The 25559-nt window shown below is 57.4% G+C and carries 22 protein-coding genes and 4 pseudogenes; 9 read left to right on the forward strand and 17 right to left on the reverse strand.

Annotation, left to right across the window (positions count from 1 at the left end; all coding sequences use genetic code 11):
* Positions 1–55 precede the first annotated feature (55 nt).
* The 5 genes from AC1MEE_RS10760 to AC1MEE_RS10780 all read right to left on the reverse strand — a co-directional run bounded on the left by AC1MEE_RS10760 (position 56) and on the right by AC1MEE_RS10780 (position 4909).
* Entirely contained in the window at positions 56–1354 is a 1299-nt protein-coding gene (locus tag AC1MEE_RS10760) for a PHP domain-containing protein (protein ID WP_480415293.1), read from the reverse strand.
* Between the two features lie 4 nt (positions 1355–1358).
* A complete protein-coding gene (locus AC1MEE_RS10765) occupies positions 1359–1844 on the reverse strand; it encodes a helix-hairpin-helix domain-containing protein (RefSeq protein WP_480415294.1) in 486 nt (161 codons plus the stop codon).
* A 139-nt stretch (positions 1845–1983) separates the two neighbouring features.
* Positions 1984–2643 carry a c-type cytochrome gene (locus tag AC1MEE_RS10770; protein ID WP_480415295.1) on the reverse strand — a complete coding sequence of 220 codons (660 nt, stop codon included), beginning with the start codon at positions 2641–2643 and terminating at the stop codon, positions 1984–1986.
* A gap of 25 nt (positions 2644–2668) precedes the next feature.
* The gene (locus AC1MEE_RS10775; protein ID WP_480415296.1) at positions 2669–4069 is read right to left on the reverse strand and encodes a cytochrome C; all 1401 of its coding nucleotides are present in this window, start codon (positions 4067–4069) and stop codon (positions 2669–2671) included.
* Between the two features lie 273 nt (positions 4070–4342).
* Positions 4343–4909: an N-acetyltransferase family protein gene (locus AC1MEE_RS10780; RefSeq protein WP_480415297.1), complete on the reverse strand. Its 567-nt coding sequence runs from the start codon at positions 4907–4909 to the stop codon at positions 4343–4345.
* Between the two features lie 931 nt (positions 4910–5840).
* On the opposite strand from AC1MEE_RS10780, the pseudogene AC1MEE_RS10785 reads away from it, so the two are divergent.
* Positions 5841–6108 (forward strand): annotated as a pseudogene (locus AC1MEE_RS10785) (amino acid permease); the annotation flags it as partial.
* A 369-nt stretch (positions 6109–6477) separates the two neighbouring features.
* Entirely contained in the window at positions 6478–6885 is a 408-nt protein-coding gene (locus AC1MEE_RS10790; RefSeq protein ID WP_480415298.1) for an Hsp20/alpha crystallin family protein, read from the forward strand.
* Between the two features lie 70 nt (positions 6886–6955).
* Here AC1MEE_RS10790 and AC1MEE_RS10795 read toward each other — a convergent pair whose 3' ends face one another.
* The 7 genes and pseudogenes from AC1MEE_RS10795 to AC1MEE_RS10825 form a co-directional block, all read right to left on the reverse strand.
* On the reverse strand, positions 6956–8317 hold the full coding sequence (locus AC1MEE_RS10795) for an MBL fold metallo-hydrolase RNA specificity domain-containing protein (RefSeq protein ID WP_480415299.1): 1362 nt from the start codon (positions 8315–8317) through the stop codon (positions 6956–6958).
* A 170-nt stretch (positions 8318–8487) separates the two neighbouring features.
* Positions 8488–9630: an ABC transporter permease gene (locus tag AC1MEE_RS10800; RefSeq protein WP_480415300.1), complete on the reverse strand. Its 1143-nt coding sequence runs from the start codon at positions 9628–9630 to the stop codon at positions 8488–8490.
* Positions 9627–9935, reverse strand: coding sequence for a TolC family protein (locus tag AC1MEE_RS10805; protein ID WP_480415301.1), 309 nt, complete (start codon positions 9933–9935; stop codon positions 9627–9629). The genes AC1MEE_RS10800 and AC1MEE_RS10805 overlap by 4 nt, the downstream gene beginning before the upstream one ends.
* 131 nt (positions 9936–10066) lie before the next feature.
* Positions 10067–10873 (reverse strand): annotated as a pseudogene (locus AC1MEE_RS10810) (efflux transporter outer membrane subunit); the annotation flags it as partial.
* Positions 10874–11119: 246 nt separating this feature from the next.
* Positions 11120–12007, reverse strand: a complete 888-nt coding sequence (locus tag AC1MEE_RS10815; RefSeq protein WP_480415302.1) for an efflux RND transporter periplasmic adaptor subunit — start codon at positions 12005–12007, stop codon at positions 11120–11122.
* The gene (locus tag AC1MEE_RS10820; RefSeq protein ID WP_480415303.1) at positions 12004–12723 is read right to left on the reverse strand and encodes an ABC transporter ATP-binding protein; all 720 of its coding nucleotides are present in this window, start codon (positions 12721–12723) and stop codon (positions 12004–12006) included. The genes AC1MEE_RS10815 and AC1MEE_RS10820 overlap by 4 nt, the downstream gene beginning before the upstream one ends.
* A gap of 75 nt (positions 12724–12798) precedes the next feature.
* Positions 12799–13710, reverse strand: coding sequence for a universal stress protein (locus AC1MEE_RS10825; protein ID WP_480416204.1), 912 nt, complete (start codon positions 13708–13710; stop codon positions 12799–12801).
* Positions 13711–14021: 311 nt separating this feature from the next.
* On the opposite strand from AC1MEE_RS10825, the gene ftsH reads away from it, so the two are divergent.
* From ftsH to AC1MEE_RS10845, 4 genes are all read left to right on the forward strand, one after another.
* Complete coding sequence (ftsH, locus tag AC1MEE_RS10830; RefSeq protein ID WP_480415304.1) at positions 14022–15845, forward strand: ATP-dependent zinc metalloprotease FtsH; 1824 nt, start codon at positions 14022–14024, stop codon at positions 15843–15845.
* Between the two features lie 64 nt (positions 15846–15909).
* On the forward strand, positions 15910–16335 hold the full coding sequence (locus tag AC1MEE_RS10835; RefSeq protein ID WP_480415306.1) for a potassium channel family protein: 426 nt from the start codon (positions 15910–15912) through the stop codon (positions 16333–16335).
* Between the two features lie 139 nt (positions 16336–16474).
* On the forward strand, positions 16475–17227 hold the full coding sequence (gene fnr, locus AC1MEE_RS10840; RefSeq protein WP_480415308.1) for a fumarate/nitrate reduction transcriptional regulator Fnr: 753 nt from the start codon (positions 16475–16477) through the stop codon (positions 17225–17227).
* Positions 17228–17249: 22 nt separating this feature from the next.
* Positions 17250–18233: a zinc-dependent alcohol dehydrogenase family protein gene (locus AC1MEE_RS10845; RefSeq protein WP_480415309.1), complete on the forward strand. Its 984-nt coding sequence runs from the start codon at positions 17250–17252 to the stop codon at positions 18231–18233.
* On the opposite strand, the gene AC1MEE_RS10850 is transcribed toward AC1MEE_RS10845, so the two are convergent.
* Positions 18223–19143 (reverse strand): universal stress protein, encoded by a 921-nt coding sequence (locus AC1MEE_RS10850; protein ID WP_480415310.1) that lies wholly within the window; start codon positions 19141–19143, stop codon positions 18223–18225. The two genes, AC1MEE_RS10845 and AC1MEE_RS10850, sit on opposite strands and share 11 nt — an antisense overlap.
* 223 nt (positions 19144–19366) lie before the next feature.
* On the opposite strand from AC1MEE_RS10850, the gene AC1MEE_RS10855 reads away from it, so the two are divergent.
* A complete protein-coding gene (locus tag AC1MEE_RS10855) occupies positions 19367–19930 on the forward strand; it encodes an N-acetyltransferase family protein (RefSeq protein WP_480415311.1) in 564 nt (187 codons plus the stop codon).
* A 54-nt stretch (positions 19931–19984) separates the two neighbouring features.
* On the opposite strand, the gene AC1MEE_RS10860 is transcribed toward AC1MEE_RS10855, so the two are convergent.
* The 4 genes and pseudogenes from AC1MEE_RS10860 to AC1MEE_RS10875 all read right to left on the reverse strand — a co-directional run bounded on the left by AC1MEE_RS10860 (position 19985) and on the right by AC1MEE_RS10875 (position 23695).
* Positions 19985–20908, reverse strand: a complete 924-nt coding sequence (locus AC1MEE_RS10860; protein ID WP_480415312.1) for a universal stress protein — start codon at positions 20906–20908, stop codon at positions 19985–19987.
* A 139-nt stretch (positions 20909–21047) separates the two neighbouring features.
* A complete protein-coding gene (locus tag AC1MEE_RS10865; protein WP_480415313.1) occupies positions 21048–22286 on the reverse strand; it encodes an MgtC/SapB family protein in 1239 nt (412 codons plus the stop codon).
* A 102-nt stretch (positions 22287–22388) separates the two neighbouring features.
* Entirely contained in the window at positions 22389–22568 is a 180-nt protein-coding gene (locus AC1MEE_RS10870; RefSeq protein ID WP_480415314.1) for a hypothetical protein, read from the reverse strand.
* A 67-nt stretch (positions 22569–22635) separates the two neighbouring features.
* Positions 22636–23695: pseudogene (locus tag AC1MEE_RS10875) on the reverse strand (zinc-binding dehydrogenase).
* A gap of 286 nt (positions 23696–23981) precedes the next feature.
* Between AC1MEE_RS10875 and AC1MEE_RS10880 the strand changes: the two are divergent.
* The gene (locus AC1MEE_RS10880) at positions 23982–24875 is read left to right on the forward strand and encodes a universal stress protein (protein WP_480415315.1); all 894 of its coding nucleotides are present in this window, start codon (positions 23982–23984) and stop codon (positions 24873–24875) included.
* 118 nt (positions 24876–24993) lie between these two features.
* Positions 24994–25182: pseudogene (locus tag AC1MEE_RS10885) on the forward strand (PLP-dependent transferase); the annotation flags it as partial.
* Between the last annotated feature and the right edge of the window lie 377 nt (positions 25183–25559).

Consider the following 25559-nt stretch of genomic DNA (forward strand, 5'->3'; position numbering starts at 1 on the left):
GTGCGCCACTGGTGGCAAAAAGAATGGACCGTTTCAATCCTCCACCAACAGCGACTCATCCCCGGGCGGAACATGAGGTCAGGAACCCCTTGAGTTCCGTCAGTGAACGGGTGTTGAGAACGCTGTGTTTTTCCAGCCGAGCGACCCCATAGTGCAAATAGGCAAAGTCAGCGGTGCGATGTGCATCCGGGTTAATGCTGATGAGCACACCTTCATCCTTGGCGTATCTGCACTGGAGGTCGAACAGGTCCATGCGTTGCGGCTGCGCATTGAGTTCCAGACAGCAACCACGCTGCCGGGCAGCCTTGATGATTGTCGGAAGATCCACGTTCAGAGGGTCACGCTCATTGATCAGTCGGCACAGCGGGTGCGCCAGAATCGTGAAATAGCGATGATCCATGGCTCTTAGCAAACGTTGGGTTTGTTGACGTAGCGTCAGGCCAAAATGACTGTGTACGGCACCGACAACCAAATCCAAGCGCCCCAGAATATCGTCCGGCAGGTCCAGGCTACCGTCTTCAAGAATGTCCACCTCGATTCCCTTGAGCAAGGTCATGCCCTGCAAGCGTGCATTGAGCGCATCGATCTGGTCGATTTGCTTCAACACCCTGTCGACATCCAGACCATGGGCAACTCTGAGAGACCGCGAATGCTCGGTAATCGCCAGATACTCCAGCCCGGCCTCCTGCGCCGCAAATGCCATCTCTTCCAGGCTGCTGCTCCCATCCGAGGCGCGGGTGTGAGCATGTAAGTCGCCTTTGAGGTCACTCAACTCAATCAGCGTGGGCAAACGACCAGCTTGTGCCACTGCAATCTCGCCGCGGTCCTCGCGCAGTTCCGGTGTAATCCACTCCAGTCCCAACGCCTGGTAAACAGAATCTTCGGAGGTGCTGGCCAAGCATTTTTTCGCCCTGAATACGCCGTATTCACTGAGTTTAAGACCTTGCTTCTGAGCCCCTTGGCGAATCGCGATGTTATGCGCTTTGCTGCCGGTGAAATACACCAGGGCTGCGCCATAGACTGCCGGCTCGACGACGCGCAGATCCACTTGCATGCCGGTGCTCAGCATCACGCTGGTACGAGCACGCCCATGCACCAGCACGGTAGAAATGTCCGGATGTTTGATAAAGTGTGCAGTCACGTTCACCGACGGCGCAGCGGCAACCAGGATATCGATATCGCCAACGGTGTCGCGCATTCGTCGCAAGCTTCCGGCAACCGTGGCCTTCTCAACGCCGGGAAGCTGTTGCAGGTACTCGGTCAGCCGATGGGCCACCGGAGCAACAAAGGCCAACGGCAAACGGCGGTCCCTGCCGATCCCCTTCTGCGCGGCGCGCAACAGTCGGGCCTCCATCTTTTCACCGAAGCCAGGCACATGGCGAATGTGCCCCCTGTTTGGCGGCCTGACACAGTTGCTGCACGGTTTCGATGCCCAGATCGTGATAGAGGTGTTTGACGCGCTTGGGTCCCAGTCCGGCGATGGAAAGCAGTTCGACCAGCCCCGAGGGTAATGTCGTGCGCAGCCGTTGGCGCAGTGCGCAATCGCCCGTGGCGACGATTTCATTGATCTTGCCTGCAAGATCGACCCCGATACCGCTGAGCTTGGGCAGTGGTTCACCCCGCGCGATCAACTTCGCCACCTCAAAGGTCAAAGCCCTTAGCGTCCGCGCCGCGTTGCGGTATGCCCGGATACGGAAGGGGTTGGCGTCCTCGATTTCCAACAGATCGGCTATATCGTCAAAAATCGTGGCGATCTGATCATTGCCGATCACCTGCCTGACGTTGGCCGATGAAGATGGCAAGGCTGGCAACGGCTCCTGAAGAGGCACGGCAGTGAGCTTCATGGCGTAATCCTGACTCAGCGGAACTCATGAAGTCAGCATTGCCGACCCTGCCGCCTTGTCATTGATATAAATCAGACAGTTCCTGAAGGCCAGGACCGGCGACTTACCGTCAGGCTCATCACTGTCGCCACAAAGCTCCTTATTTTTTTGCCCCAAGTGTCGCAATGTAATGAGCGACGGATTCGGCGTCTGCATCAGAGAGTGAATGAGTGACCTGCTTCATCAGGGCGCCATGGGGACGCTGGTCGGTCTGTTGAAAAACCTTGATCTGACGGATCATATAGTAGGCATGTTGACCCGCCAGGCGCGGAAACTGACCATTGCCCTGGCCGTCAGCACCGTGGCAGGAGTTGCATTGAACAACGCCAGACTCCGGCAAGCCCTTGCGAAAGATTAATTCACCGCGCGCATCAGGCGTATCGGCGTCGGCCTTCATGGGGCTCTGGCTTGAAAAATAGTCTGCCAGTTCGCTGATCTGGGTCTCTGTCAAATGGGTAAACCCCCACATGTACTGAGTCCCGGTTTCATCGCTGCGTGCATGGCCCTTGAAGTCAGCCAGCTGCAACTTCAGATACTCCTTTTGCTGGCCGGCCAACTTGGGAATCATCGGCGAGATGGACTCCCCCGTCAGCCCATGGCACATGGAGCAAACCTTGTCCGCCATGGCGATACCGGACACGGGCGACGGTTTTTGCGATGTCTCCTCGTTCGTACCTGTGCAGCCCGTGAGCGCAATCACGCAGAGAGCAAGAATAAAATGTGATCGGTTGAAAGTACTCTTCATGCCAATTGCTTCCATGGTCTACGCCCCTACGTTCAACTGATCAAAACGCGTACCACATATAAAGATACGTGGTGTCGTTTTCACTGGCATCACGGCCATTGCCGTCGTAGTTGTTCGTTGCGCCCAAATAGCGGGTGAAATAGTTGTATTGGAGCCCGACCCTCAGGTTCTGCATCGGTAACCAGAAAACTTCTGGCGTCCACATCTGCGTATCGGGTGAAAAATTGGCACTGTCCGGATAAGCCGTGCTATCCGAACTGCCATTGACATTGGTATAGGCCAGGCTCGCGCCGTATTTGTCACGGTACACATAACTGCCCTTCAATTTGAGCGACCTAAGGGACGCCGGTCCATTGTAGAGAGTCTGGGTGTCATCTCTGATTTCTTCCTTTACATACCGTATCTGTGCAGTGAAAGCATGTGGTTCAAGGAGGTACTGATACTGGCCGTCGAAGCCTACATCCCGGTACTCAGTGCTGCCCTGGCCATAGACCGGATTGTTGGAATCATCCAGAGGAAGAATTTTGGCATTCATCGCAAAGGCACCCACCATCACGTTTTGGGCCCCCCACTCGTAGGTATATGCCAGCCTCGCATAAGGGCTTGAGCCATCCATGTACGTCAGCGGATGGTAGGTGTCGCCCTTCTTATTGCCCAGGCTTAGGAAGGACCACGTTTCTTTGGCTGTTTGGTAGGAGGTCAGCTCCAAATACAACGACTTGTTCAAATAAACATAGGCACCGATACCCGCCACCTGTTGAGCCAAACCCCCTTCAATCAGCGTCGAGGCAGGAACCCCGCCAAATGCGCCCAATGTTGAACTGACATAGGGATAGCCCCAGGCAGGCGTGCTGTTCCAGACATCCTGAACCGTGGGGTTGTTATTCAATGTGACACCCCAGATGACATCACGCGAGACATCCACCTGGCGGTCCGCATAACGTAGATCAAAGTTGTCCGAGCCCAGGTGACTTACCCAATTACCCGAGGCGTCCTGGTGGTCATACGAGCTGTAGGTGAATTGGGCAAAGCCGCCAATGACGTCAGTGATCTTTCCGCCCAGAAACACGCTTCCGTAATCGAGTATGAATTGCTTGTCTTTGGGTGAAATCGAGCCGCCCGCCCCGTCGCTGTTATTCCGCGTTGAGGTGAAGTCGCCAACGATCATGGCTGCCAGGGGGTTGGTTTGTGTGCCATTGGTGTACCCCGTCAGCTTGAACAGCCGCCCATAAGGTGTCAGTTCAGGAAATTGCCCACCCGCATGGCAGGCAACGCAGCTTTGCCCTGTTTGACGTGCAAAGGAAGGCAGGGCCTGGACCGACTGACAGAACACCAGGAGCAATAGCACTCCAACCATCGCTCCTCGCCGCCCAAGTGACTGCAAAAAAAATGACCACACCACAGCCCTCTTTTCGCCAACTCCGCCTTCCTTTAGGTACATTTTAATTCCCTCTGAAAAAGAGGCTGTCAAGTGACATCACCCGGGATGGAGCCTAGCTCGATTCTAAAATCCGGCCTTGGAATTGACGTTTTTTAAGCACACAACGCGAATCACGCACACTTATGTTGACGTAGCTCAATTAATCGTCCGTATCAAAACGTAGGAATGATCACAGGAATGGGCGTCAACACAACGCATGAACCAGCTTGACCGATCTCATTTACGCCACGCTTGTGCTGTCGCTGTTACTCACCAACAGCGTTTTATTCAAAGTCAAAGATGAAGCTTATGGACGATTTCGGTGAAATCCGCGGTCGGGTAGTAGCTCTCAAAATCGAGTTTTTTCAGCAGGCGGTGGATGGCGTAATTGGTCGACAAATTGGTCGAGGTCATTTCCTCGAAACCATTACGGCGAGCGGCATCAATCAAATGCTTCATCAACAAGCGCCCCAAGCCCCTTCTCTGCCATTGATCGGCAACCGCGACAGCACATTCGCACTGTTTGTACCCATGTCGGGCGGCATAGCGGCTGACTCCGACTTCATGCAATTGATCGTCTTCGTGGGCCAAGGCCACATAAGACATTCGATCGTGGTAATCCAGGTCCATCAACGGATCCATTAGCGACGCGCCCGTCTCAGTTAAACGCCCCAGAAACCGAAACCGGCAGGACTGTGCAGAAAGGTGTTTGATGAACTGAAACTCACGCTCTCGGTCTTTTGCTGCCAGCGGACGAATCAGGACATGTGTGCCATCGCCCAGGGACTCGATCCAGTGCTCGCCAGGAGAGCCTATGCACAAACGTTTGAAAGTGGCTGCGTCAGGTTGATTGATGAACATGTATTTCTCCCGGCCGGAAATGGGGAAAAGGCGGCCCTGAGAATGTTGTAATACTTCAGGAAATTTCGACTCTGATCTGCATCAAGTTCACGCGGGATAGATTGCGAGCCGTGGCTCAGGGCGCCAGAACAGCAGCCCCCTCGAACCGGCCAACGCGAAGGTTGGCCAGCGCTATGCGCTTTGCTGCCGGTGAAATACACCAAGGCTAAGCCATGGAATGATGACTCAACCACGCGCACGTCCACTTTCAACCCGATACGCAAAATGACGCTGGCGCGAGAAGAACCACGAACCCGCACGCCGGTAGACCATGTATCCCACACTGGCATTTACTCCGCGGTTAGATTCAGCTTGCCTTTGATATCATCCAAGGTTCGCTGCGTATGTTTGACCCAGTCTAAATTCCACCTGCGTTCAACCCTACCTCCCGCTGGTGGCATTCCTTGGTTGGCAAAAATGCTGGCTGATGGTAATCGGCAAAGAAGTACCCGATTTGATCCATGCAGACTGTTCAGACTCGTGTGTGGCTGCCGGGGTCGACTCAGGGGCTCCGGTCAACCACAGGCTGCCAATTTGGCGGGTTGCTTCACGCTTTAATCGCCTCAAGCAATCCTTGGATACCGAAGATGTCGTGAGGCGGACAAGCCCAAGTGGATCGCACTTGTGTCCATTCGGCTGACTGCCTTACTTCTGATCTAAATCAATTTCCGGCGGGCCGTTCACCTATAGATTGAGAATCAGCATTCGCACCATTGTATTTGTGGTGAGCGCAGAACCTCTCGTTTCGTGGAGGCTTCCCATGGCTACGCACCTGCAGGGCACCCAACCGATTGTCCCGACAGCTTCACCTCATCCGCTCGCAGGAAGCTTGCGAAAGCTGAAGCCCAAAGGCCTGTCGTTAAGTCTATTGATCGCCCTGGTGATCGGTTCAATGATCGGCAGCGGTATTTTCAGCCGGTCCCAGAACATGGCTGCCAGCGCCAATGCGATCCTGATTGGCTGGCTGATCACTGGCGTCGTCATGCTTGCGTTGGCGCTGGTCTATCAAATCTTGTCCAACCGCCAACCGCCAACCGCCAACCGCCAACCGCCAACCAGAACTGGACAACGGCGTGTTTTCTTATGCACGCGTATTTGGCAGTGAATTCCTCGGTTTCAACTCGGCCTGGGGCTATTGGATTAGTGCCTGGATCGGCAACGCAACGTCAGTTACCTGGTGACGTTGTTCGCGGCATTGAGTCGCAACCCTGTATTGCCTCTGGCTGCTGTTCGCCGCCGGGCCCAAATACATACTGCTCAGTGCTCTGCTCTATGCCCCCGGCTCACTGATTCTGGCCACCAAGCGGGCTCGCCAGGGACAAGCGTTCAATGGCTTTGAGTGGGGACTTTTGATCGTTATCTGGGCGGCGGCGGCATTCGCCGGCTGGATGTTGTGGTCGAGGAAACTGGCTCTGCAAAGGCTGGTGAGTCGATCTTGTTTTCTCGAGGTGGATAGGCGTCCCGAACGTTCGCAGCCCATCCCGACATGACCCAAGAGGAGAAATGAAAATGTCCAACTCCGTAAAAAAATGCCAGTCCATACAGAAGATAAATCCAGTCAGCACCCATTGGCTACAGACCTTTGGCGCCCCCTGGAAAAACTACGGCAACAAGTCGACCACCTGTTCGAGGACTTTAACCGAAGTTCAGGATTGTCGCCGTTCAGCCGTAGGTTGTTTGATATCGAGCCGTTCTGGCATCGGGAGTTGATCGGTCACGGCATGCCCGCTGTGGATATTACCGAGCAAGATAAAAGAAAGGGCTATCACCTGTCAGAGCGTCACTATGGATCCTTCGAGCGGGTGTTCAACCTGCCCAAAGGGGTCGATGCCGAGAAGATCGAAGCGAGTTTCAGCAAAGGTGTACTGAGCATATCGCTGCCGAAGAAGCCTGATGCCATGAAACCGGAAAAAATCGTGCCGATCAAAACCGACTAAGCCGGTGATAGCCTTGCCCCTTACAGGAAAACTGATAAGGGGCTTTTTGTCGTTGCGATTTTAGGTGGAACTAAGGAGTACCGGTCAGCTCAACGCTGTCACGGTACTCCGGCACCGAGACCGACCACCCCAGCTCCAGACTGATCCGTCGCCGCAGCACATCCGATGCATTGGGCTCCCCGTGCACGACATAGGTGTGTTTCGGTGGCCACTTGAAGCCCTTTAGCCACTGAATGATTTCATCCCCGTCGGCATGAGCGGATAAGGTCCCCATTGGCACCACTTCGGCCCGAATCGGCACGTCCTTACCATGGATTCGCACCGATGGAGCCCCGGCGACAATCTGTGCACCGCGAGTACCCCCTGCCTGGAAACCGGGAACCAGCAGCGTATTGAGCGGGTTGGGCGCCAGAGACTTGAGGTGGTAAAGCACCCGCCCTCCGGTGGCCATGCCGCTGGCGGCGATGATCACCGCGGGAGTACGCTGCTGGTCAAGACCCATGGAGTCTCTGGCCGAACGCACGAAATGCGCCGTGTGGCACATGCCTTCACACTCCTCCTGGGACAGCCGGTGCTCGCTGCGAAAGCGCTGGTACAAGCGAGTGACATCGGTCGCCATAGGACTGTTGAGGTAGATCGGCAGGTCTGGAATCGCCCGCTTTTGTTTCAGGCGATACAGGTGATACATCAGCAGTTGCGCACGCCCGGCCGCGAACGATGGCACCAGGGTAATGCCGTGGTGCAGTGCCGTGCGGGTGATGACTTCGGTCAGTTGCTCCTCCGGGGGCTCGACGGGGTGCTGGCGGTCACCGTAGGTCGACTCCACCAGTAAATAGTCAGCCTGTTCGATGGTTTCCGGCGCAAACATCAACGGATCATTCGGCCGCCCCACGTCCCCAGAAAACACCAGGGTAATGCCTTCTGTAACCACCTCCACTGTGGCTGCACCTAGGATATGCCCGGCACAGCGCAACTGGATGCTGATCCCGGGGGCAATGCCGACCCGATGGTGCAACTCCACTGACCGCAACAGCTTCAGTGCCCTCTCTGCGTCCTGTTCGGTGTACAGCGGCAAGGCCGGATCGTGCTTGGAGAAGCTATGGCGATTGGCGTATTCGGCCTCCTCTTCCTGCAAGCGGCCACTGTCGAGCAACAGAATTTTGACCAGCTCACAGGTCGCGGCCGTGGCATAGACCGGGCCGCGATAGCCGTTGCGCACCAACACCGGCAGGTAGCCGCTGTGATCCAGATGAGCATGGGTCAGAACGATGGCCTCCAGGTCGCGAACCGGTAGCTGAAAACGGTCCCAGTTGTGTAAGCGCAACTGTTTGTAGCCCTGGAACAGGCCGCAATCGATCAACACATGTTTGTCGTTATGTTCCAGCAGGTACTTGCTGCCCGTAACCGTGCCAGCCGCACCGAGAAATGTCATCCGCGTGCCCGCTTCCTTGAACACGAATAGGTGCTCTATTGATCGCCCCTCTACGGCTCGATGCACTTGATTTTTATCAACTGCAGCCGGGTTGGCTCCCCATCATCAAGACCCCGGTCTCGACGAGTCGCGACACGGACAGGCCCAGCCTGGCGGACACAGCCGCTCGCTCAGCCCCTGAAAATGTCGAATGGCTCGATTCTGAGCACCTTGCGTACTCCCACATAACTGGAAACCCCGGCAATCAAAAGCACCAGACCGAAGGCCAGCCCCAGGTTCCAGAAAGTGATGATCGCTGCATAATTGGGCAGATAGGTGCGCACCGTGAAAATCATCAACGTGACCAGACCGACACCCAGCCCGTAACCCGTCAAGGCTGTGAACGTCGCCATGAAGAGGATCATGTAGATCAGCTCACGACCTTTGGCCCCGATGGCCTTGAGTGCCGCGAACTTGTCCAGGTTTTCCAGAATGAAGGTGTAGAACGTTTGTCCGGAGATGGATAACCCAACCAGGAAACTGATAACCGTCATCGTCAGTATGTTGGTGCCTACCCCGGTCTGATAGATGTAGTAATCGGTAATACGCTGGTTGAACTCCCCCTTGGTCAAGGCGACATAGCCCAACTGCGCAACCTGCTGTTTGATCGCGACCTCTGCGGCCTTGCTCCTGGGTTCCAGCAGAATGTAAGACACCGTGAAGCGGGTGGTCGGGATGTATTCGATGGCTCGCCGGTAGGTGGTGTAGAGCGTCGGTACGCCGGTCAATCCGCTGGTCAATACCTTGGCGATGGCGACGATGGTGCCGCGGTGGTCATTGAGTTCGAAGGAGGTGCCTATCCCGGGATTCTCCAGTTTCGAATATTCGGCATCGTGGACCATGATGAACGCGTTGTCTGCGTAGATGTCTTCGATAGAGCCCTGTTCAAGCTCAGGGCGACCGAACAGGCTGGTGTCGTCGAGGCCTATCACACTGACCGATTGATAGGTGCCACTGGCCAGCTTGACCTGAGCACTGCCAATAAAGATAGGCACCGCATAAGTGACCTCCGGCATGCTGCGTACAGCATCGAGCAGATAATCCGGCAGAGGGATGACGCTGGTCGGTGTGTTCACGGCCGGGTCCATGATCCACATCGCCGCGCCGATATTGGTCACTGTCGAGTAGGCACGGTTGAGGATGCCGGCAAACAGTGCGGTCATCTGCATCATCAGGAACACCGAGAAGGTAATCCCCACCAACAACGCCGAAAACTTGGCCCTGTCATTGACCAGCAGCTTGAAGCCGATTCGCAGGATGCCCGAGTATTTCATGGCGCCGGCCTGCTACCCGCAGGGGGTGGAGTGTTCCACCAGCCGCCCCCCAGCGCGACGAACAGCCCGACGGTGTCCTGATGACGTTGGGCAAGTGCTTGCAGATAGGCAATGTTGACCTGATGAAGCTGCACATCGGCCGCCAGCAGATCCAGATAGGTCACCAGGCCTGATCGGTAGTTGGCTTGCAGCAAACGTAGCGCCTCTTCAGCGGTAGTCTGTGCCTCGGTCTGCTTTTGCAGGGCCTGTGCATCGAACTCCAGAGCCTTGAGGGCATCGGCGACCTGCGCGAAAGACTCGAGCACGGTTTGCCGATAACTCGCCGCCGCCTGCTGATAGGCATCGATCGCGGCTTTACGACCAAACCACAGGCTGCGCCTTGAAACAGCGGGATGTCGATCGATGGCCCAACGCTCCAGAACCGCCCGGCACTCGCGAATAGTGAGCCCAGGTTCGATCCTGCCGCACCATAGGTTTCGGTCAGACTGAAACTGGGAAACATCGCCGCCGTTGCCACGCCGATGTTGGCACTGGCCCGGTATAGCTGTGCTTCTGCGGACAAAATATCTGGCCGCTGCCGGACTAACATGGAGGGCAGGCTGACCGGCAAATCGGCGGGCAGTGAAAGACCTGTCAGCTCGATGTCAGGGAGTCTGGCATCGGTGGGTGCTACGCCTTCGAGAGTGGCCAGCAAATGCTCGGCCTGGCTGATTTTCTGCTCCAGTGCCGGCAACAAGGCCTCATTGGTGGCAATCAGACTACGCAGACTGAGGATGGCCGAATAAGGCGCCGTACCGCTGCGTACCTGTACCTCTGTGGTCTGAAACTGTTGCTTTTGCAGCGCAATCAACTGCTCGGTTGCGCGCATTTGTGCGGCATAGCCTGCACGGGCGATGGCGGCGTTCACGACATTGGCGGTCAGGGTGAGGTAAGCCGCATGGGTCAGCCAGGTTTGATAGTCGACCTCGGCTTGCAGGCCTTCCACCGTTCGACGCTCTCCCCCAAAGACATCGAGCGTGTAACTGATCGTTCCACTCAGGGTCACTACGTTGAAGATCGACCCCGCCGTCGTCAGCCCTTGCTGGAGCGGAGCATTGCGTTCGCGGGTCGCACCCGCATGAATATCCAGGTGCGGATAGAAAACCCCGTAACCGGCCATGAGTGTGTCCTGGCTTTGCCGCAGGCTGGCCTCGGCAGCCCTGCAAGGTCTGGTTATTGGCAGTCGCCTGGCGGACCACCGCATCCAGAGAGGGGGACCTGAATAGCCGCCACCAGTCGGGCGCAACTTCAGCACCCGGCAAAAAATGCTGTGCGTGGCCCTGCGCCGGGGCGGTGGTCGTCACCGGAGTGCGGGTGTAGCCGCTCTGCGACGGCGCTGCCGGACGCGAAAAATCCGGGCCTACCGTGCAGGCGCTCATCACCATCAGGATAATGGCGGACAGCACCCGGACATAGGGTCGCAGAGGTCGATGGACGCTGGACTGGCACATCATTTCTGCCCTATGAAGACATCCACCAACTGCCCCGGATACACCATCGGGAGGTCTTTTTTCTCGAACCGGAAAACCACCGGCAACACCCTGAGGTCGACTTTCTCCTGACGCTGATTGGACAACTCGATTTTCGGCGACACGTACGGCTGCACGCGAACGAACTCCAGCGGCACCTTGATATCCGAGCCATGAATCAACATCTGTGCACGAATATGTTCGGGCGCTGGCAAGCGGGCAATCAGGATCTCGTCCACATAGCAGCGTACCGCTAGATGGGTCTGTTCAGCACTCATCACCAGCAACGGGCTGAATTGCTGGATATACGCGTCATAAGCGCCCTGCGGCGACACATAACTGCCCACGGTGGTATTGATGGCCAGGACCACGCCATCCACCGGGGCCCTGATTGCGTATTGCGCAAGCGAGGCATTCGCCGCTTTGAGAGCGGCCTGTGCCTGGGCCGCGGTATCTTTTGCGGTGTCCAGGGTGTCCTTGCTGATGGACTTGGGGTCAATCCCGTAGGAAGCCAGGCGCTTGATGTATTGGTCCTGAGCGGTTTTCAGATTGGCTTGCGCCAATTCGAAGTTCGCCCTGGGCAGGGCGTCATCGATGGTCACCAGAGGCATACCGCGGGTGACCACCTGCCCTTCTTGCACCAGTACTTGAGTAACCGACCCGGCAACCTGCGGATAGATCACGATGTTGGAACCGCCGGACTGCTCGCTTTCGATAATGCCATTAGCATAAATGGCGGTTTCATAAGGGCTACTCGCCGGGGCGAAGGCCGGCGGTAATGCGTGGGGCATGCGCCCGAGCAGGTAGGCGGCGACCAACCCGGCCAGTACCCCGATGACCGCCAGAACAAACAGCACTCGGTTCTTCATGGCGAGGTCCGATCGGGTTCGGTAATCCGGCCGTCTTCCATGTGGATGATGCGGTCCGCGTATTCATTGATCCGCGCATCGTGAGTGACGATCAGAATGCAACGCTGCTTGTTGAGTATCTTCGACTTCACGAAGGCAATGATCATCTTCCCGGTGTCACCATCAAGGGAGGCGGTAGGCTCATCGAGAATCAATATCTGCGGGCTGCCGATGATCGCCCGGGCAATCGCCACCCGCTGTTGTTCGCCGCCGGACAGCTTGACCGGCAGAATGTCGCCGCGATCCTTGAGGCCTACCACTTCCAGGCTCTGGTTCGCCTGCGCAATGGCGTTGTCCCAGTCACAATGCTTGAGTATCAAGGGAATCGCGACGTTCTCGGCAGCGGTCAACCGCGCAAACAGGTGATAGTCCTGAAACACAAAGCCAATGCTATTGAGGCGCAACTCTGCCAGCTGATCGGTGCTCAAGCTCCAGATGTCATTTCCGTTGATCTTCACCGTACCGGAATCAGGCCGCAGGATGCCGGAGATCATGCTCAGCAGTGTGGTCTTGCCGCTCCCTGAAGGACCGACGATGAACACCATTTCGCCAAACTGTGCGACCAGTGCGACCTGATCGACAGCCTTCATTCGTGCGTCCCCTTCCCCGAACCATTTGGTCAGGCCGCTCGAAACAATCGCCGGATGATCGACAGGAGCCGTTTGATCTGTATTCATGAACGCTGCTGCTCCCGATCGGCCTGTTACCCAAGGGCACTGGCAGTTGTCAGCCCCCGACACCGCTATACGCCACTAAGACAGCGGCTTGACGATCATCAAACTGCAGGGAGCCCGGTTCAGGGTGTTCTCGGCGGTACTGCCGATGAATATGTTAATTCCCCGATAGTGCACGGTTCCCAGAACAATCATGTCGAAGGTATTACTCGCCGCGAAACGCTCGATCATCTTATGGGGAACCCCAGTCAGCAGATGCCGTTTCGCCTCTGGAACCCCATAGCGTTCGGCGAGCGTATCAAAAGCTTCAACCTGGGCGTCGCTGACGGCGTCTCTTAAGCTTTCTTCCATGGTCAGGTTTTGCAGGTTCACTCCGGAGTCGCCCGCCACCATCCAGCCGCTGACATTGAGCAGGTGCAACTTCGCTCCACAGGACAAGGCCAGCTTCGACGCAATGTCGAGGATCCGGTCATTAAGACCCTGCGTCAGCTCTTCAAGATGGGAAAGGTCGATAGCCGCCAGTATTTTCATGGGCAACGGGTTTCTTGCATCGGTGACCAGGTGCAAGGGGGCCGGGCAGTCGCGCAGCAATAGCCAGTCCAGGGGTCTGTAGAAAATCCGTTTAAATGCCGATACACGTTGTACATCCTTGATCACGATGTCCGCCCGAAAGTCATTCACGTACTCAAGCATCTCCTCGATACTCGGTTTTGCCCAGACCACTTCAGTGGTCACTTGCAGGCCTTTGCATTGCCCAAACCGGGCTTGCTGCTCAAGCCAGTGACGGTGCTCCTGCAAGTACCCCTCGCGCGCCTGCGCCATGGCCTCATGGTCAAACAGGCCAGCGACAGCCAGCGCTTCGACATAATCAAATGCAACGATGTGCAACATTGCACCTGTCGCTCTTGCCAGGGACTCTGCTCGATCAAACGCGGGAGTCCGGGACATTTCGCTCGGAGTGATCAGCAGTAAACGGCGAATTTCGAACATCACACACCTCGTCGGCAGACGCTTTGTCAGTTGAGCCTGATGAACAGCACTCTGTGCTGGCTTTCCATCAGCAAACGGATTGACGAAATAACATCGCTGATGAATATCAATAGTGAGCGGCAGACGTTGGACGAGGTTGATAAAGATCACAAAAAACAGCCGTTGTGTGCTTAAGACTAAAAAGTGCGCTCGAGCTGCTGGCGTCTAGAATCGTATTCAGATGCCCAATAAGGCTTGAGCCTCAGCGTTGGGCAATTGAGCCGATACGCATTGTGCCGCTCAAGCCTGTCTTTCATCCCTGAGCCAAGGCCATGAAGAAGAATCACCAGTGGAACCTTTCCTACTTCGCTATCACCTTTCTTATTCTTGCGTTCGCTCAGCTTTTTTTTGTTGACCGCCATGCTGTGCAGAGCATCCCCTACAGTCAGTTCCTGCAACTGTTGGGCGAACATAGGGTCAGCGAGTTGCGGGTCGAGAAGGACCAGATCAGCGGCAAGTTGCAAGAGGCCATCGACGGCCACGACCAGTTCACCACCGTGCGGGTCGATCCCACGCTGGCGGCTGAACTGGCTCAATCGGGTGTCGGCTTTTCCGGAGTCAGCGAAAACACACTGCTGAACGGGCTGCTGGGGTGGTTGCTGCCCTTTGCCATGATCATGGTGCTCTGGCATTTCCTGTTCCGCGGCATGGCCGAGAAACAGGGCATTGGCGGGCTGATGAACGTCGGCAAGTCGCGGGCCAAGGTATTTGTCGAGCGTGATACCGGCGTCACCTTCGTCGATGTAGCGGGTATCGATGAAGCCAAGGCCGAGCTGGTGGAAATCGTCTCGTTCCTGAAGGACAAGGCCAAATACGCACGCCTGGGAGCCCATATTCCCAAGGGCACCCTGCTGGTCGGCCCGCCAGGCACCGGCAAGACCCTGGTGGCCAAGGCGATTGCCGGTGAAGCCGGCGTGCCGTTTTTCTCGATTTCAGGTTCCGAATTCGTCGAAATGTTCGTCGGTGTCGGTGCCGCTCGAGTGCGCGACTTGTTCGAGCAGGCACGTCAGGCGGCACCTTGCATTATTTTCATCGACGAACTCGACGCCCTGGGCAAAATGCGCGGTGTCGGTACATTTGGCGGCAACGACGAAAAAGAGCAGACCCTTAACCAGCTTCTGGCCGAGCTGGACGGTTTCGACCCGCGTGAAGGTGTGGTCCTGCTGGCGGCGACCAATCGGCCAGAGATACTTGATCCGGCGCTGTTGCGGGCCGGTCGCTTCGACCGCCCCGATCGCAAAGGCCGACTGGCGATCCTCAAGGTCCACCTGAAAAAAATCACCGTAGCTCCCGACATCGACTGCGAACGTATCGCCGAAATCACGACGGGCTTCACCGGTGCGGACCTGGCGAACCTGATCAACGAAGCCGCCATCGTTGCCACCCGCCGGGGAGGCCAGGCCGTCAGCCTCGACGACTTCACGGCCGCGGTGGAACGCATCGTCGCGGGTGTCGAACGCAAGAGCAGCCTGCTACGGCCCGATGAGCGACTGGTGGTGGCCTATCACGAAATGGGCCACGCCCTGGCCGCTGGCACCTTGCCGGGTATGGACCCGGTACACAAAGTCTCGATTATCCCCCGTTCCATTGGCTCGCTGGGTTATACCTTGCAGCGACCGACCGAGGATCACTTCTTGATCAGTTGTCAGATGCTTAAGGATCGAATCGCCGTACTGATGGCCGGTCGGGCTGCCGAGTACATTGTCTATGGCCAGATCTCCACAGGCGCAGCCGACGATCTGACCCGGGCGACCGACATCGCCCGGCAGTTGATCACCCGTTTCGGCATGAGTGCCGAACTCGGTCAGTCGGTACTGGAACGGCAAAATCCTACCTATTTGGGCGAGCACATGGCCGGATTTGGCCAGAAGGACTATTCAGAGCAAACCGCGCGGGAAATTGACCTGGGCATCCGCGCCTTGCTCGAAGAAGCCTATAACCGTGCCAAAACGCTGCTCGACAGTCGTCGGGCCGACCTGGATGCCGGCGCCAGCCTGCTACTGGAAAGGGAAACACTGACTCCCGAAGAGTTCCCTCCATTGATGCCCCTCAAATCCTCCTTGACGTCGCCGCAACCGACACTGGCGCCCCCATAAGGATCAAACCTTGCCATCGCCAGTGCCTGGATCGGCACAGGAACCCGAACTTTTGAGGTTCGCCATGCTTGCGGTAACGCTGATCAATACGCTGGTGGTAGTCGTGGCTGTGGTTATCCACTACGAATGTCTGTTACGCCTGAACGACTGGCTACCCAGGCTCAAGCTTTGGAGTCGCTTCCGGATCGTCGTCGGGGTATTTGGCGCGCTCGTGGCCCATGCACTGGAAGTCTGGTGCTTCGCGCTGGTCTATTACCTGATGACACGCTCCGGCGAGTGGGGAGGTCTGAAGGGCAACTTTGACGGCTCGTTCATGGACTGCGTGTACTTTTCCTTCACCACCTTTACCACCATCGGTTTCGGCGATATATCGCCCATGGGCAAGCTCAAGTACCTGACCGGGTTGCAGGCACTGACCGGTCTGGTACTCATCTCCTGGACGGCATCGTTTTTGTTTCTCGAGATGCAGAAATACTGGAAGAGCAAATAGCGGCTTCGGGTGGACGACCGCTTCCACGGGGCCTAAGGCCCCATCTCCGTCCGTCGTACACCCTCCTCCCGGTTTACACATTAAGGGCTTGCCTGGGTTCTCAACATCTATGCTTGATACATCCATAGAGGGGGGCGTCATGTCACCGTTTGAGGTCCAACCCCGTCAGGATCATTACCTAAAGGTTGCCTGTTCCAACTGCAGCGTGCTGGAGTTGTGCCTGCCGATTGGCCTGACCGACCAGGAAGTAGAGCGACTGAACACCCTGATCATCCAGCGCGTGAAAGTCAAAAAAGGTACAGCGTTGTATCGCACAGGCGATCCATTGCGCTCGCTTTACGCGGTGCGCATAGGCTCCTTCAAGACCACTGTGCTGTCTCTTGACGGTCGCGAGCAGGTTACCGGCTTTCAAATACCCGGTGAGATGCTTGGCCTGGAAGCCATTAGCGAAGAGCGGCACACCTGCAACGCTTTCGCTCTTGAGGACAGCGAAGTGTGCCCCATCCCTTACGCCCAGCTGGAGAGGCTCGCACGAGAGTTGCCTTCGCTGCAGCACAACCTGAACAAACTCCTGAGCAGGGAAATAGTGCGTGATCACGACATGCTGATGTTAATGGGCAATATGAACTCGGACGAACGCCTGGCGGCCTTTCTGCTGAACCTGTCGCAGCGGCTTAATATGCGAGGTTACTCGTCCAGGGAGTTTGTACTGAAAATGCGTCGCGAAGAGATCGGCTCCTACCTCGGGCTGCGTCTGGAAACCATCTGCCGAGGCATTGCCCATCTGCGAGACCAGGCACTGGTCGAAATCTCTGGCCGTAACGTCAAAATCCTCGATATGGATGGGCTCAAGCATCTGGTCGCCGGCTGTCACCGGGACGCGCCTCTGTGATGCCTTCTTCTGGAGAACCGTCATGCACGCCATGGTTCTGCACACTCCCGGCCAGCCACTGCAACGGGAAGAGCGCACTCTCCCGACACCCGATGCGCAGCAACTGTTAATAAAAGTCCTGGCCTGTGGTGTGTGCCGCACCGACCTTCATCTGGTTGACGGTGAGCTACCACAAGCGGTGCTACCGCGAGTGCCAGGACATGAAATCGTCGGGGAAGTGACGGCGGTGGGAGCCAACGTTGCGGCCGACTGGATCGGCCAGCGGGTCGGCGTACCCTGGCTCGGATGGACCTGCGGCCAGTGTGAGTTCTGCCGCTCGGGCCGGGAGAATCTCTGTGATCAGGCACAGTTCACCGGTTGTCATCTGGACGGCGGGTACGCCGACTACACCGTTGCCGACGTGCGCTTCTGCTTTCCCATTCCAGACACTCTCTCGGCAACTGAAGCCGCGCCGTTGCTGTGCGCCGGGCTGATCGGTTTTCGTGCGCTGCAAATGGCGAAAACCGCACGCCATCTGGGCCTCTACGGGTTCGGCGCCGCGGCGCATCTGGCGATCCAGGTGGCGCTGGGGCGAGGCCAGCAGGTGTATGCCTTCACCCGACCGGGCGACAGCGAGGGCCAGGCCTATGCCCGAACACTGGGCGCAGACTGGGCAGGCCCCTCGGACCAGAAACCGCCACACCTGCTCGATGCCAGCTTGATATTCGCCCCCGTCGGTGCGCTGGTGCCGTTGGCGCTGGAGGCCACAGTCAAGGGTGGCTGTGTGATTTGCGCCGGCATCCACATGAGCGACATCCCCGCTTTTCCCTATCGACTGCTCTGGGGCGAACGCAGCGTGCGCTCAGTGGCGAACCTGACACGTGAAGACGGCACGGCGTTTTTTGAAGAAATCCAGCGCACGCCTGTGCACAGCGATGTCACCTGTTTTGCGCTGAACGATGCCAATCAAGCGCTGACGTGCCTGAGAGCGGGCGGGGTCAAAGGCGCAATCGTGCTCACTCCCTGACTGCCAAACCCGGCTGCCTGACCGCCAGAATACTGCCCGGCACCGAATAAAGGGCCCGTTCGGTGGTGCCGCCGATTAACCGATCAAACCCGACCCGGTGCACGGTGCCCATTACCACCACATCGGCCAGGTACTCCTCGACAAACTCACCGAGCACCTGAACCGGCTGGCCCATAATGAAGTGCCGACGCTCGGGTGGTACGCCATAGCGGTCGGCCAGGGCCACAAACGCAAGGTGCAAGGACTCACGCAGCTCGCCCACGACGTCCACGCCCCATCCGTGGTTGACCAGTGTTGCATCGCCATTGAAGACTGGCGACAGGTCATAGGCGTACAGCAAATGCAGCGGTGCGTCGCACTGCAGGGCAAGGGCGTTCGCGGTCTGAATGATGGTGTCGTTGAGGCCACTGATTTGGGTCTGTGGGTCGAAGGGGTCCACCGCCGCCACGATCCGATGAGGCAAACCGTATCGGGCCTGATTGACCAAGTGCACAGGCACCGGGCATTCACGCAGCAGGTGGCAATCGAGTGGCGTGATGAACACCCGTTTGAGCATCGGCTCCAACGCGGCGTCCTTGATCAGCAGGTCAGGCTTGAACTCCTCGATATACTTCAATATGTCCAGCAGTGGATGGGTAGTGAAGACCACTTTGACTGTCACCTTTAGCCCCAAGCCGCTCAGCCGCTGGATTTCTTCCGACAGCCACCGGCGATAGCGGCGCAGATATCCTTGATAAGCCGCCTCGTCGATTTTTTCCTCCCACAAATGGATGATCGGCACCGGTTCGATAAAGGCACACACGTTCAGCACCGCCTCACACGCCTTGGCCAGGGCGACGGCCCGCAGCAAGGCTGGGGACTTATGCAGGGTTCGGTCGGCGATCAGCAGCAAACGTTGATATTGACCCATCACACACCTCGGCTCGGCACCGGTCCATCCCACCGGCATGCTCCAAGACTGTGCTCATTTCCCCTCAGTCAGGTTGATTTACATCAAATCCGAGCGATTGAGGACGCCCACACCGAGTGTCTGATCCAGATCAGATTCGTTTATCGTCAGTGGCGTAAAAAGGTATGAACCGCGTGGCCTCTTGCCGCACGCGAACCTTTTACGTTGGATGGAGGATCGCACCATGCTCACTGTCAAAGACCACAACGAACGGGCCGCTGCTGCCTATGCAACGGTCACCGGAAAATACTGGATTGAAGCGCTCAGGGACGGCCGACATGTGCTGATCCGGCCGTTGACGGAAAAAGACCGCGAACGCGAATACACCTTTATCAAGCGCTTGTCCCCCGAATCCCGACATATGCGTTTTCTCGCGCAAATCAACGAGCCGGGTACGGCCATGCTCGATCAGTTGATGGATATCGACTGCAAGCAGCGCATGGCCTACATCGCCCTGGTCCATGAAGACGGAAAATTGATCGAAATCGGTATCAGTCGCTATGCCGCTACAGCAGAAAAGGAATGCGAATGCGCGATCACGGTTGCCGATGAGTGGCAGCACCAGGGGCTCGGTTCGGTGTTGATGGAGCATTTGATCAAGACCGCCCGCAAGAACGGTTTTCATCAGATGTATTCCATTGATGCCTCAAGCAATGCCCCCATGCGTGATTTGGCAAAATCCCTAGGGTTTGAGACCCATAACGATCCTGACGATGCCCGGCAGGTCATTCACCGCCTCAATCTGTAAAAAAAACGCCCCTCGGAACGCCAGACACCGGCGCTCCGAGGGGCGATTCCACGCTCATGACTGCAACAGGTTACTCGGTTTAATCGCCAGCACACTGCACGGCGACCGATGCAAGAGATGTTCGGCGGTGCTGCCCAAGAGTTTATTCAACCCTCTATGCTGCACCGTTCCCATGACGATGACGTCCGTCAGATGATTAGTCGCAAACTCGCAGATACTCTGCAGTGGCGCACCCTCGAAAAAGTGGCGACGATCAGGCTGCACGCCATGACGTTCGGCCAGGGCCGCAAACACCTCATGCTGAGCCTTTCCCAACGCTTCGTAGATGCCGGTGGCGAGGGGTAATGCGCCAACGCCCATATCCGTGGCGTACACCGCAGTCCAGTCATACACATGGACCAACTCAAGCAAGGCGCCGCACTGTTCGGCCAGCTTTACCGCCGCCTCGATGATCTGATCGTTGAACACCAAGTCCTGGTCTTCACTGCGCAACACATCGACGATCGCCAGAATGTTGCGTGGCCTTGGATTGCGGGCGTTGGTGACCAGATGCACCGGCACCGGACAATCACGCAGCAACTGCCAGTCCAGCGGAGTAAAGAAGATTCGCTTCAACGCGGACTCCTCCTGGGCGTCCTTGATGATCAGGGCCAAGGGCATCTCGTTGACAAAGTGAAGAATCTCTTCGTAGGGGTGTTGGACCCAGACCACTTCACAGGTGACTTCGACTCCATGTTTTTTCGCTAGCTCGCCTTGCTGTTCGAGCCATTGCCGATGGTTTTCCAGGTATCCCTCACGGGCCTGCTGGATTTGCTCAGGAGCGAATAGACCGGCCACGGCCAAGGCTTCGAGGTAATCGAACGCCACGATATGCAAGGGCAATTGCATCGCCAGAGCCAAGGCCGTGGCGCGCTCAAACGCCGGAGTACGGGCCATCGTTGGTGGGGCAATTAATAGTAAACGTTGAGTCTGCGACATAAGGCACCTCGGCACGCGGCCATCTCAATACGGTGAGTAGGACTCAAGGTTGAACGCTCCAGGCGCAGACGACTTGATCTTTATCAGCTCTATGCATGCTTCGCCTTGTCTTGATGGATACGGCGAGGCATCAAACGCCTCAGTGCAATAAGATGCCCGCCCACATCGCCAGCGTCAGCAATACCTGTCCTGGGATGACATAAGCGGCAAACCGTCGACCACCGCTGACCCAGGCCACCACGCATTTGCTCAGCGAATTGCTGCTGACAGCGATCAGCGTAGGGCCGGCAATGGCATCGAAGGGTAGCTGGCCGGCCTTGGCCAGGGAGGCAATGGACGCCGTTGAGGAGTGAGCATCGGCAAAACCGGTGAGGGCCGCAGTCAGCATCACACCCACCTGGCCAAAGTGACTGAGCATCACAGAAGACAGGAAGGTAATGCCGGTCATGGTCAGCGTCACGATCAAGGCCAGTTTGAGATTGAACGCACCGCCGACCTTGATCGGCTCATTGGCGCCCCCCATCGGCTTGGGAAACATCAAGCACACGCCATACAACGCCGTGGCGACGCCGCCGGATAACAACGACCCCCACATGCTCCGCAACAGGTCAGAATCGACCGTCCCGAGGATCAGGCCCACCTGAATCACTGTGGCCAGATTGGACAGCACCGCCGCGGCGCTCAGGACTTTGATGTTCGCCGGCTCCTTGGCGGCGATATGCCCCATGGCCGCGATGGTCACGGTACTGGAAGCGAACCCTGAAGCGATTGCACTGATCGGATAGCCGTAACGGGTCCCCACGGTGCGAACCGCGATATGCCCCACCGCACCTACCGCCATCAACAGCACGGTCAAGGTGCAAATGGTACGTAAATTGATTGCGGCATACAGCCCGATGAAGCGATCGGGCGCCAGGGGCAGCACCACCAGCGCGGTGATCAGCAATATCAGCCCATCGCGCATTTCCGCTTCGCTCAACTGGCTGCGTGCAAAGTGATGCAACCTCTGCCGGTAGGTCAGCAGTCCCGCCATCACCACGCCAATGGCAATGGCCAGCTCGGGCGCAGTGCCACACAACGCCCCCAGTACCAACACCGTGAGCAAGGCCACTTCACTGGTAACGCCTGGAACATTGCCGAGGTTTCGCCAATAAGCCACGGTGACCAGCAGCGCCAGGCAGATCGCAACAATCCCCAACAGCAGACCGCCGCCAACCTGCATGGCGACATAACCCAACAACGCGGTGATCGCAAACGTCCGTAACCCGGCACAGGCACGGCTGTCGCCCCGCCCCTTGTGGCGTTCTCGCTCAAGCCCCACCAGCATCCCGATCCCCAGCGCAGCGGCTGCATTGGCCATGCCGAAGGTTTCATTCATTGGATATGCACCTGGTCATGCCCTCCCAGACCTCAGCACTTATCTCGCGAGGTCAGCCTGCGCCCTTTGCACAACAGCAGGGCCAGATTGGTTCCCAGGCGCCTATCCGGTCAATGGTACCGTGGCGGCGGTTACTGGCCAGGCATGAGGCGCATCGATGCGCGCCTTGAGTTGCCTGACGAACGCCTCTGCTTCATCCAGACTGTCGAAACCCGCCTCCCACCCATCCATGTGTACGACCCAGCGGTGTCTTGCCAGTTGTTCGGTTATTTCAATGATCATAGCCAGCCTCGGTTCAAGCCCCGTAATCGGGTCTGTGGGCGGTGCGTCCTGGCTTCCAAAAACTCCATCACGACGTAATCGCGACCTTCATCACGCCGTCACGTTGATGAGCAAACAACTCATAAGTCGCTTCAATATCGTCCAGTTTGAAACGGTGGGTCACCAGCGGTGACAGATCGACGCCACCGCTGGCCACCACCGCCATCAAGCGGCGCATCCGCTTTTTGCCGCCGGGGCACAGCGTGGTCACGATGCTGTAATCCCCCAACCCCGCAGCGAAGGCATCCTGGGGAATCCGCAGGTCGCTGGAGTACACCCCCAGACTGCACAGGCCGCCACCGGGACGTAGTACCCGCAGGACGGACTCGAACGTGCCCTGAGTCCCCAGTGCTTCAATGGCCACATCGACACCCCGGTCATCGGTCAGGGCCATGATCTGTGCGACCACATCGCCGTCCTTGAAGTTGACCACATGGGACGTCCCCAGCCGTCGGGCAACACTCATCCGCTCGGTCACGGCGTCGACGCCGATGATGGTGGTCGCGCCTTTGAGGCGAGCGCCGGCCACGGCACAGAGCCCGATAGGACCGAGGGCGAACACCGCCACCGTATCGCCGATGCTCACCTCGCCCCGCCCCGGAAAACCCGGTGGACATGATGTCCGGGCACATCAGCACCTGTTCATCGCTGAGGACGTCCGGGATGGGACACAAGTTGGCCAAGGCATCCGGCACCCGCACGTACTAGGCCTGGCAACCATCAATGATATTGCCGAACTTCCAGCCACCGGTAGCCCGGAAACCATGGCGGGTATCCGGGCCATCCTGTGAGGCACAGCTACACAGACAGGCATAACTTTGGCCGCTGGGCGTGATAGCCCCGGCGATGACCCGCTGTCCTTCAACAAAGCCGCGCACCTGGGAACCCAGACGTTCGATAATGCCCACCGGTTCATGGCCGACGGTCAACCCTTTGGCCACGGGATATTCGCCACGCAGGATGTGCACGTCAGTCCTGCAGATCGTCGTCGTAGTAATACGGACCAGCGCGTCCAATGGGCCGATTTCAGGGATCGGTTTGTCATCGAGGACGATCCGGTTTTTCTCGACGAAGATCGCTGCTTTCATGGTGCCATGATGATCTCTCCCGCCCTGTACGAGGGCTTGAAATACGCACGAACCTCAGACTGCGCCGGGGTCGCGGACGAGAGATTGATCATGGTCAATAATTACGGGATTGGAGGTGTAGCAAACGACCGTATGTCGGGCGACGGGACCGGCCTCTCGCCCGTTTGATACAGATCAAGCTCGGGCGCCTGGCTAGCGGCACGATCAGACCATGGTTTCATGAGCTAACGACTCATCACTTCCATAGAAAACCGCCGACTTTGTGTCTACCCACGAGAGGTTTGTCATGTCTGGTCAATCACGTTTCATGCTGATCGTCTCGCCGCTGATGCAGCACAGTCCAGCCTTCGACAGAGCCGCGGCACTGGCCAAGGCTGCAGGTGCGGCGCTGCACATCGTGGCCTTCGACTACCTGGAAGGCCTGGCGACTGCCAGCCTGCTCAACGACCAGGCCCGCGAAGAGATGCGTCTGGGTTATATCGAATGTCACCGCTTGTGGCTGGAGGAACAGGCCAGGCCCCTGCGCAATATTGGCCTGGAGGTCACCACCGAGGTGACGTGGGTCGAACGCCCGCTCCAGGAAATCCTCATCCACCTCAAAGAACAACCCATAGAGTTGGTGATCAAATCACTGGAGCACGAATCACTGCTCTCACGGCTGATGTTCACACCTATCGACGTGCATTTACTGCGCGAGTGTCCGGTACCACTGCACTTCGTCAGTAACGCTACGCGTGCCTTGCCTCGTAAGGTTGTTGCAGCGGTCGATCCCTTCCATCGCGATGATCAGTACCAAGGCTTCAACGACCGGATACTCCACGAAGCGGTAAAACTGGCGAGCACCTGCAACGCCGAGGTCGACATCGTCTATGCTTATGACCTCTCATCCATCAGTGCGGACGAATTCGACTTCAACAACGTTTCGACCTTCTTCTCTTCAGGCAAAGCCAAGGGCGAAATTGCGATTGTCGGCATCGACGGCCTGCCTGACGGACTGGCGGCGATCAAGCGCGGGATGCTGGTCGCCTCGGTCTTTCAAGACCCCAAGGCCCAAGCCACCGTCGCACTGCAAGCGGCCATCAAAATGATCAAGGGCGAGCCGGTCGAGACGGATGTCTGGGTGCCCTTTCAGCTGATCACGCCGGAGCAGGTTGCCGTGTATGAGAAACATTATAAATAGCGTCCAACGCTAACCATTGACGCCGCTGTCCCGGTCAGGAATAAGCGGCGTTTTTCGTTGAGTGAATAGCGTTGCACCGCTACCGAAAGGCGACGCAAGGTTGCGGATGGCGCCAACCGCCTTGGCTGAGAGCCCGGGTGGCGTGGAAAGCCTGATCGAGCATCCGGCGATCATGACCCATGCGAACACTCCGGCAGAAACTCGTGCGCAGCTGGGTATTGGCGATGAGTTGGTGCGGTTGTCGGTGGGGGTTGAGTATGTGGCGGATTTGCGGGCTGATTTGGCTCAGGCGCTGGGGCGGGTTTGAGGGGGGGTTGAAAGGAGCCTTTGTGACCGGCTGCTTTCAGGCCAGAGTGTGTAAAAACACCTTCGCGAACCCCTTGCTATGATTTCTGAGGTTGCTGCTGGAACGCAGTGGACGTCAGTGGAATACCACACAAACGAAAAATGGACCCGAAGGTCCTTTTTTCTTTCCCCATGGAATTCATTGGAACCCCATGGAGCAATAATTGGAGCGGGAAACGAGACTGCATATCGCTGACTGACGGCTTCCCTCCAGGCAATCAACGACCGCTATGGCTCGAGGCTGTGTGAAAACATTTTAGAGCAGGTTTGACAGTCAGAACTGGAACGAAAATCGCGATCCTACGCAACGACGGCCTTTGTCGTTTAGGCTGCGACGCT

The organism is Pseudomonas sp. ASL3, assembly GCF_056680425.1.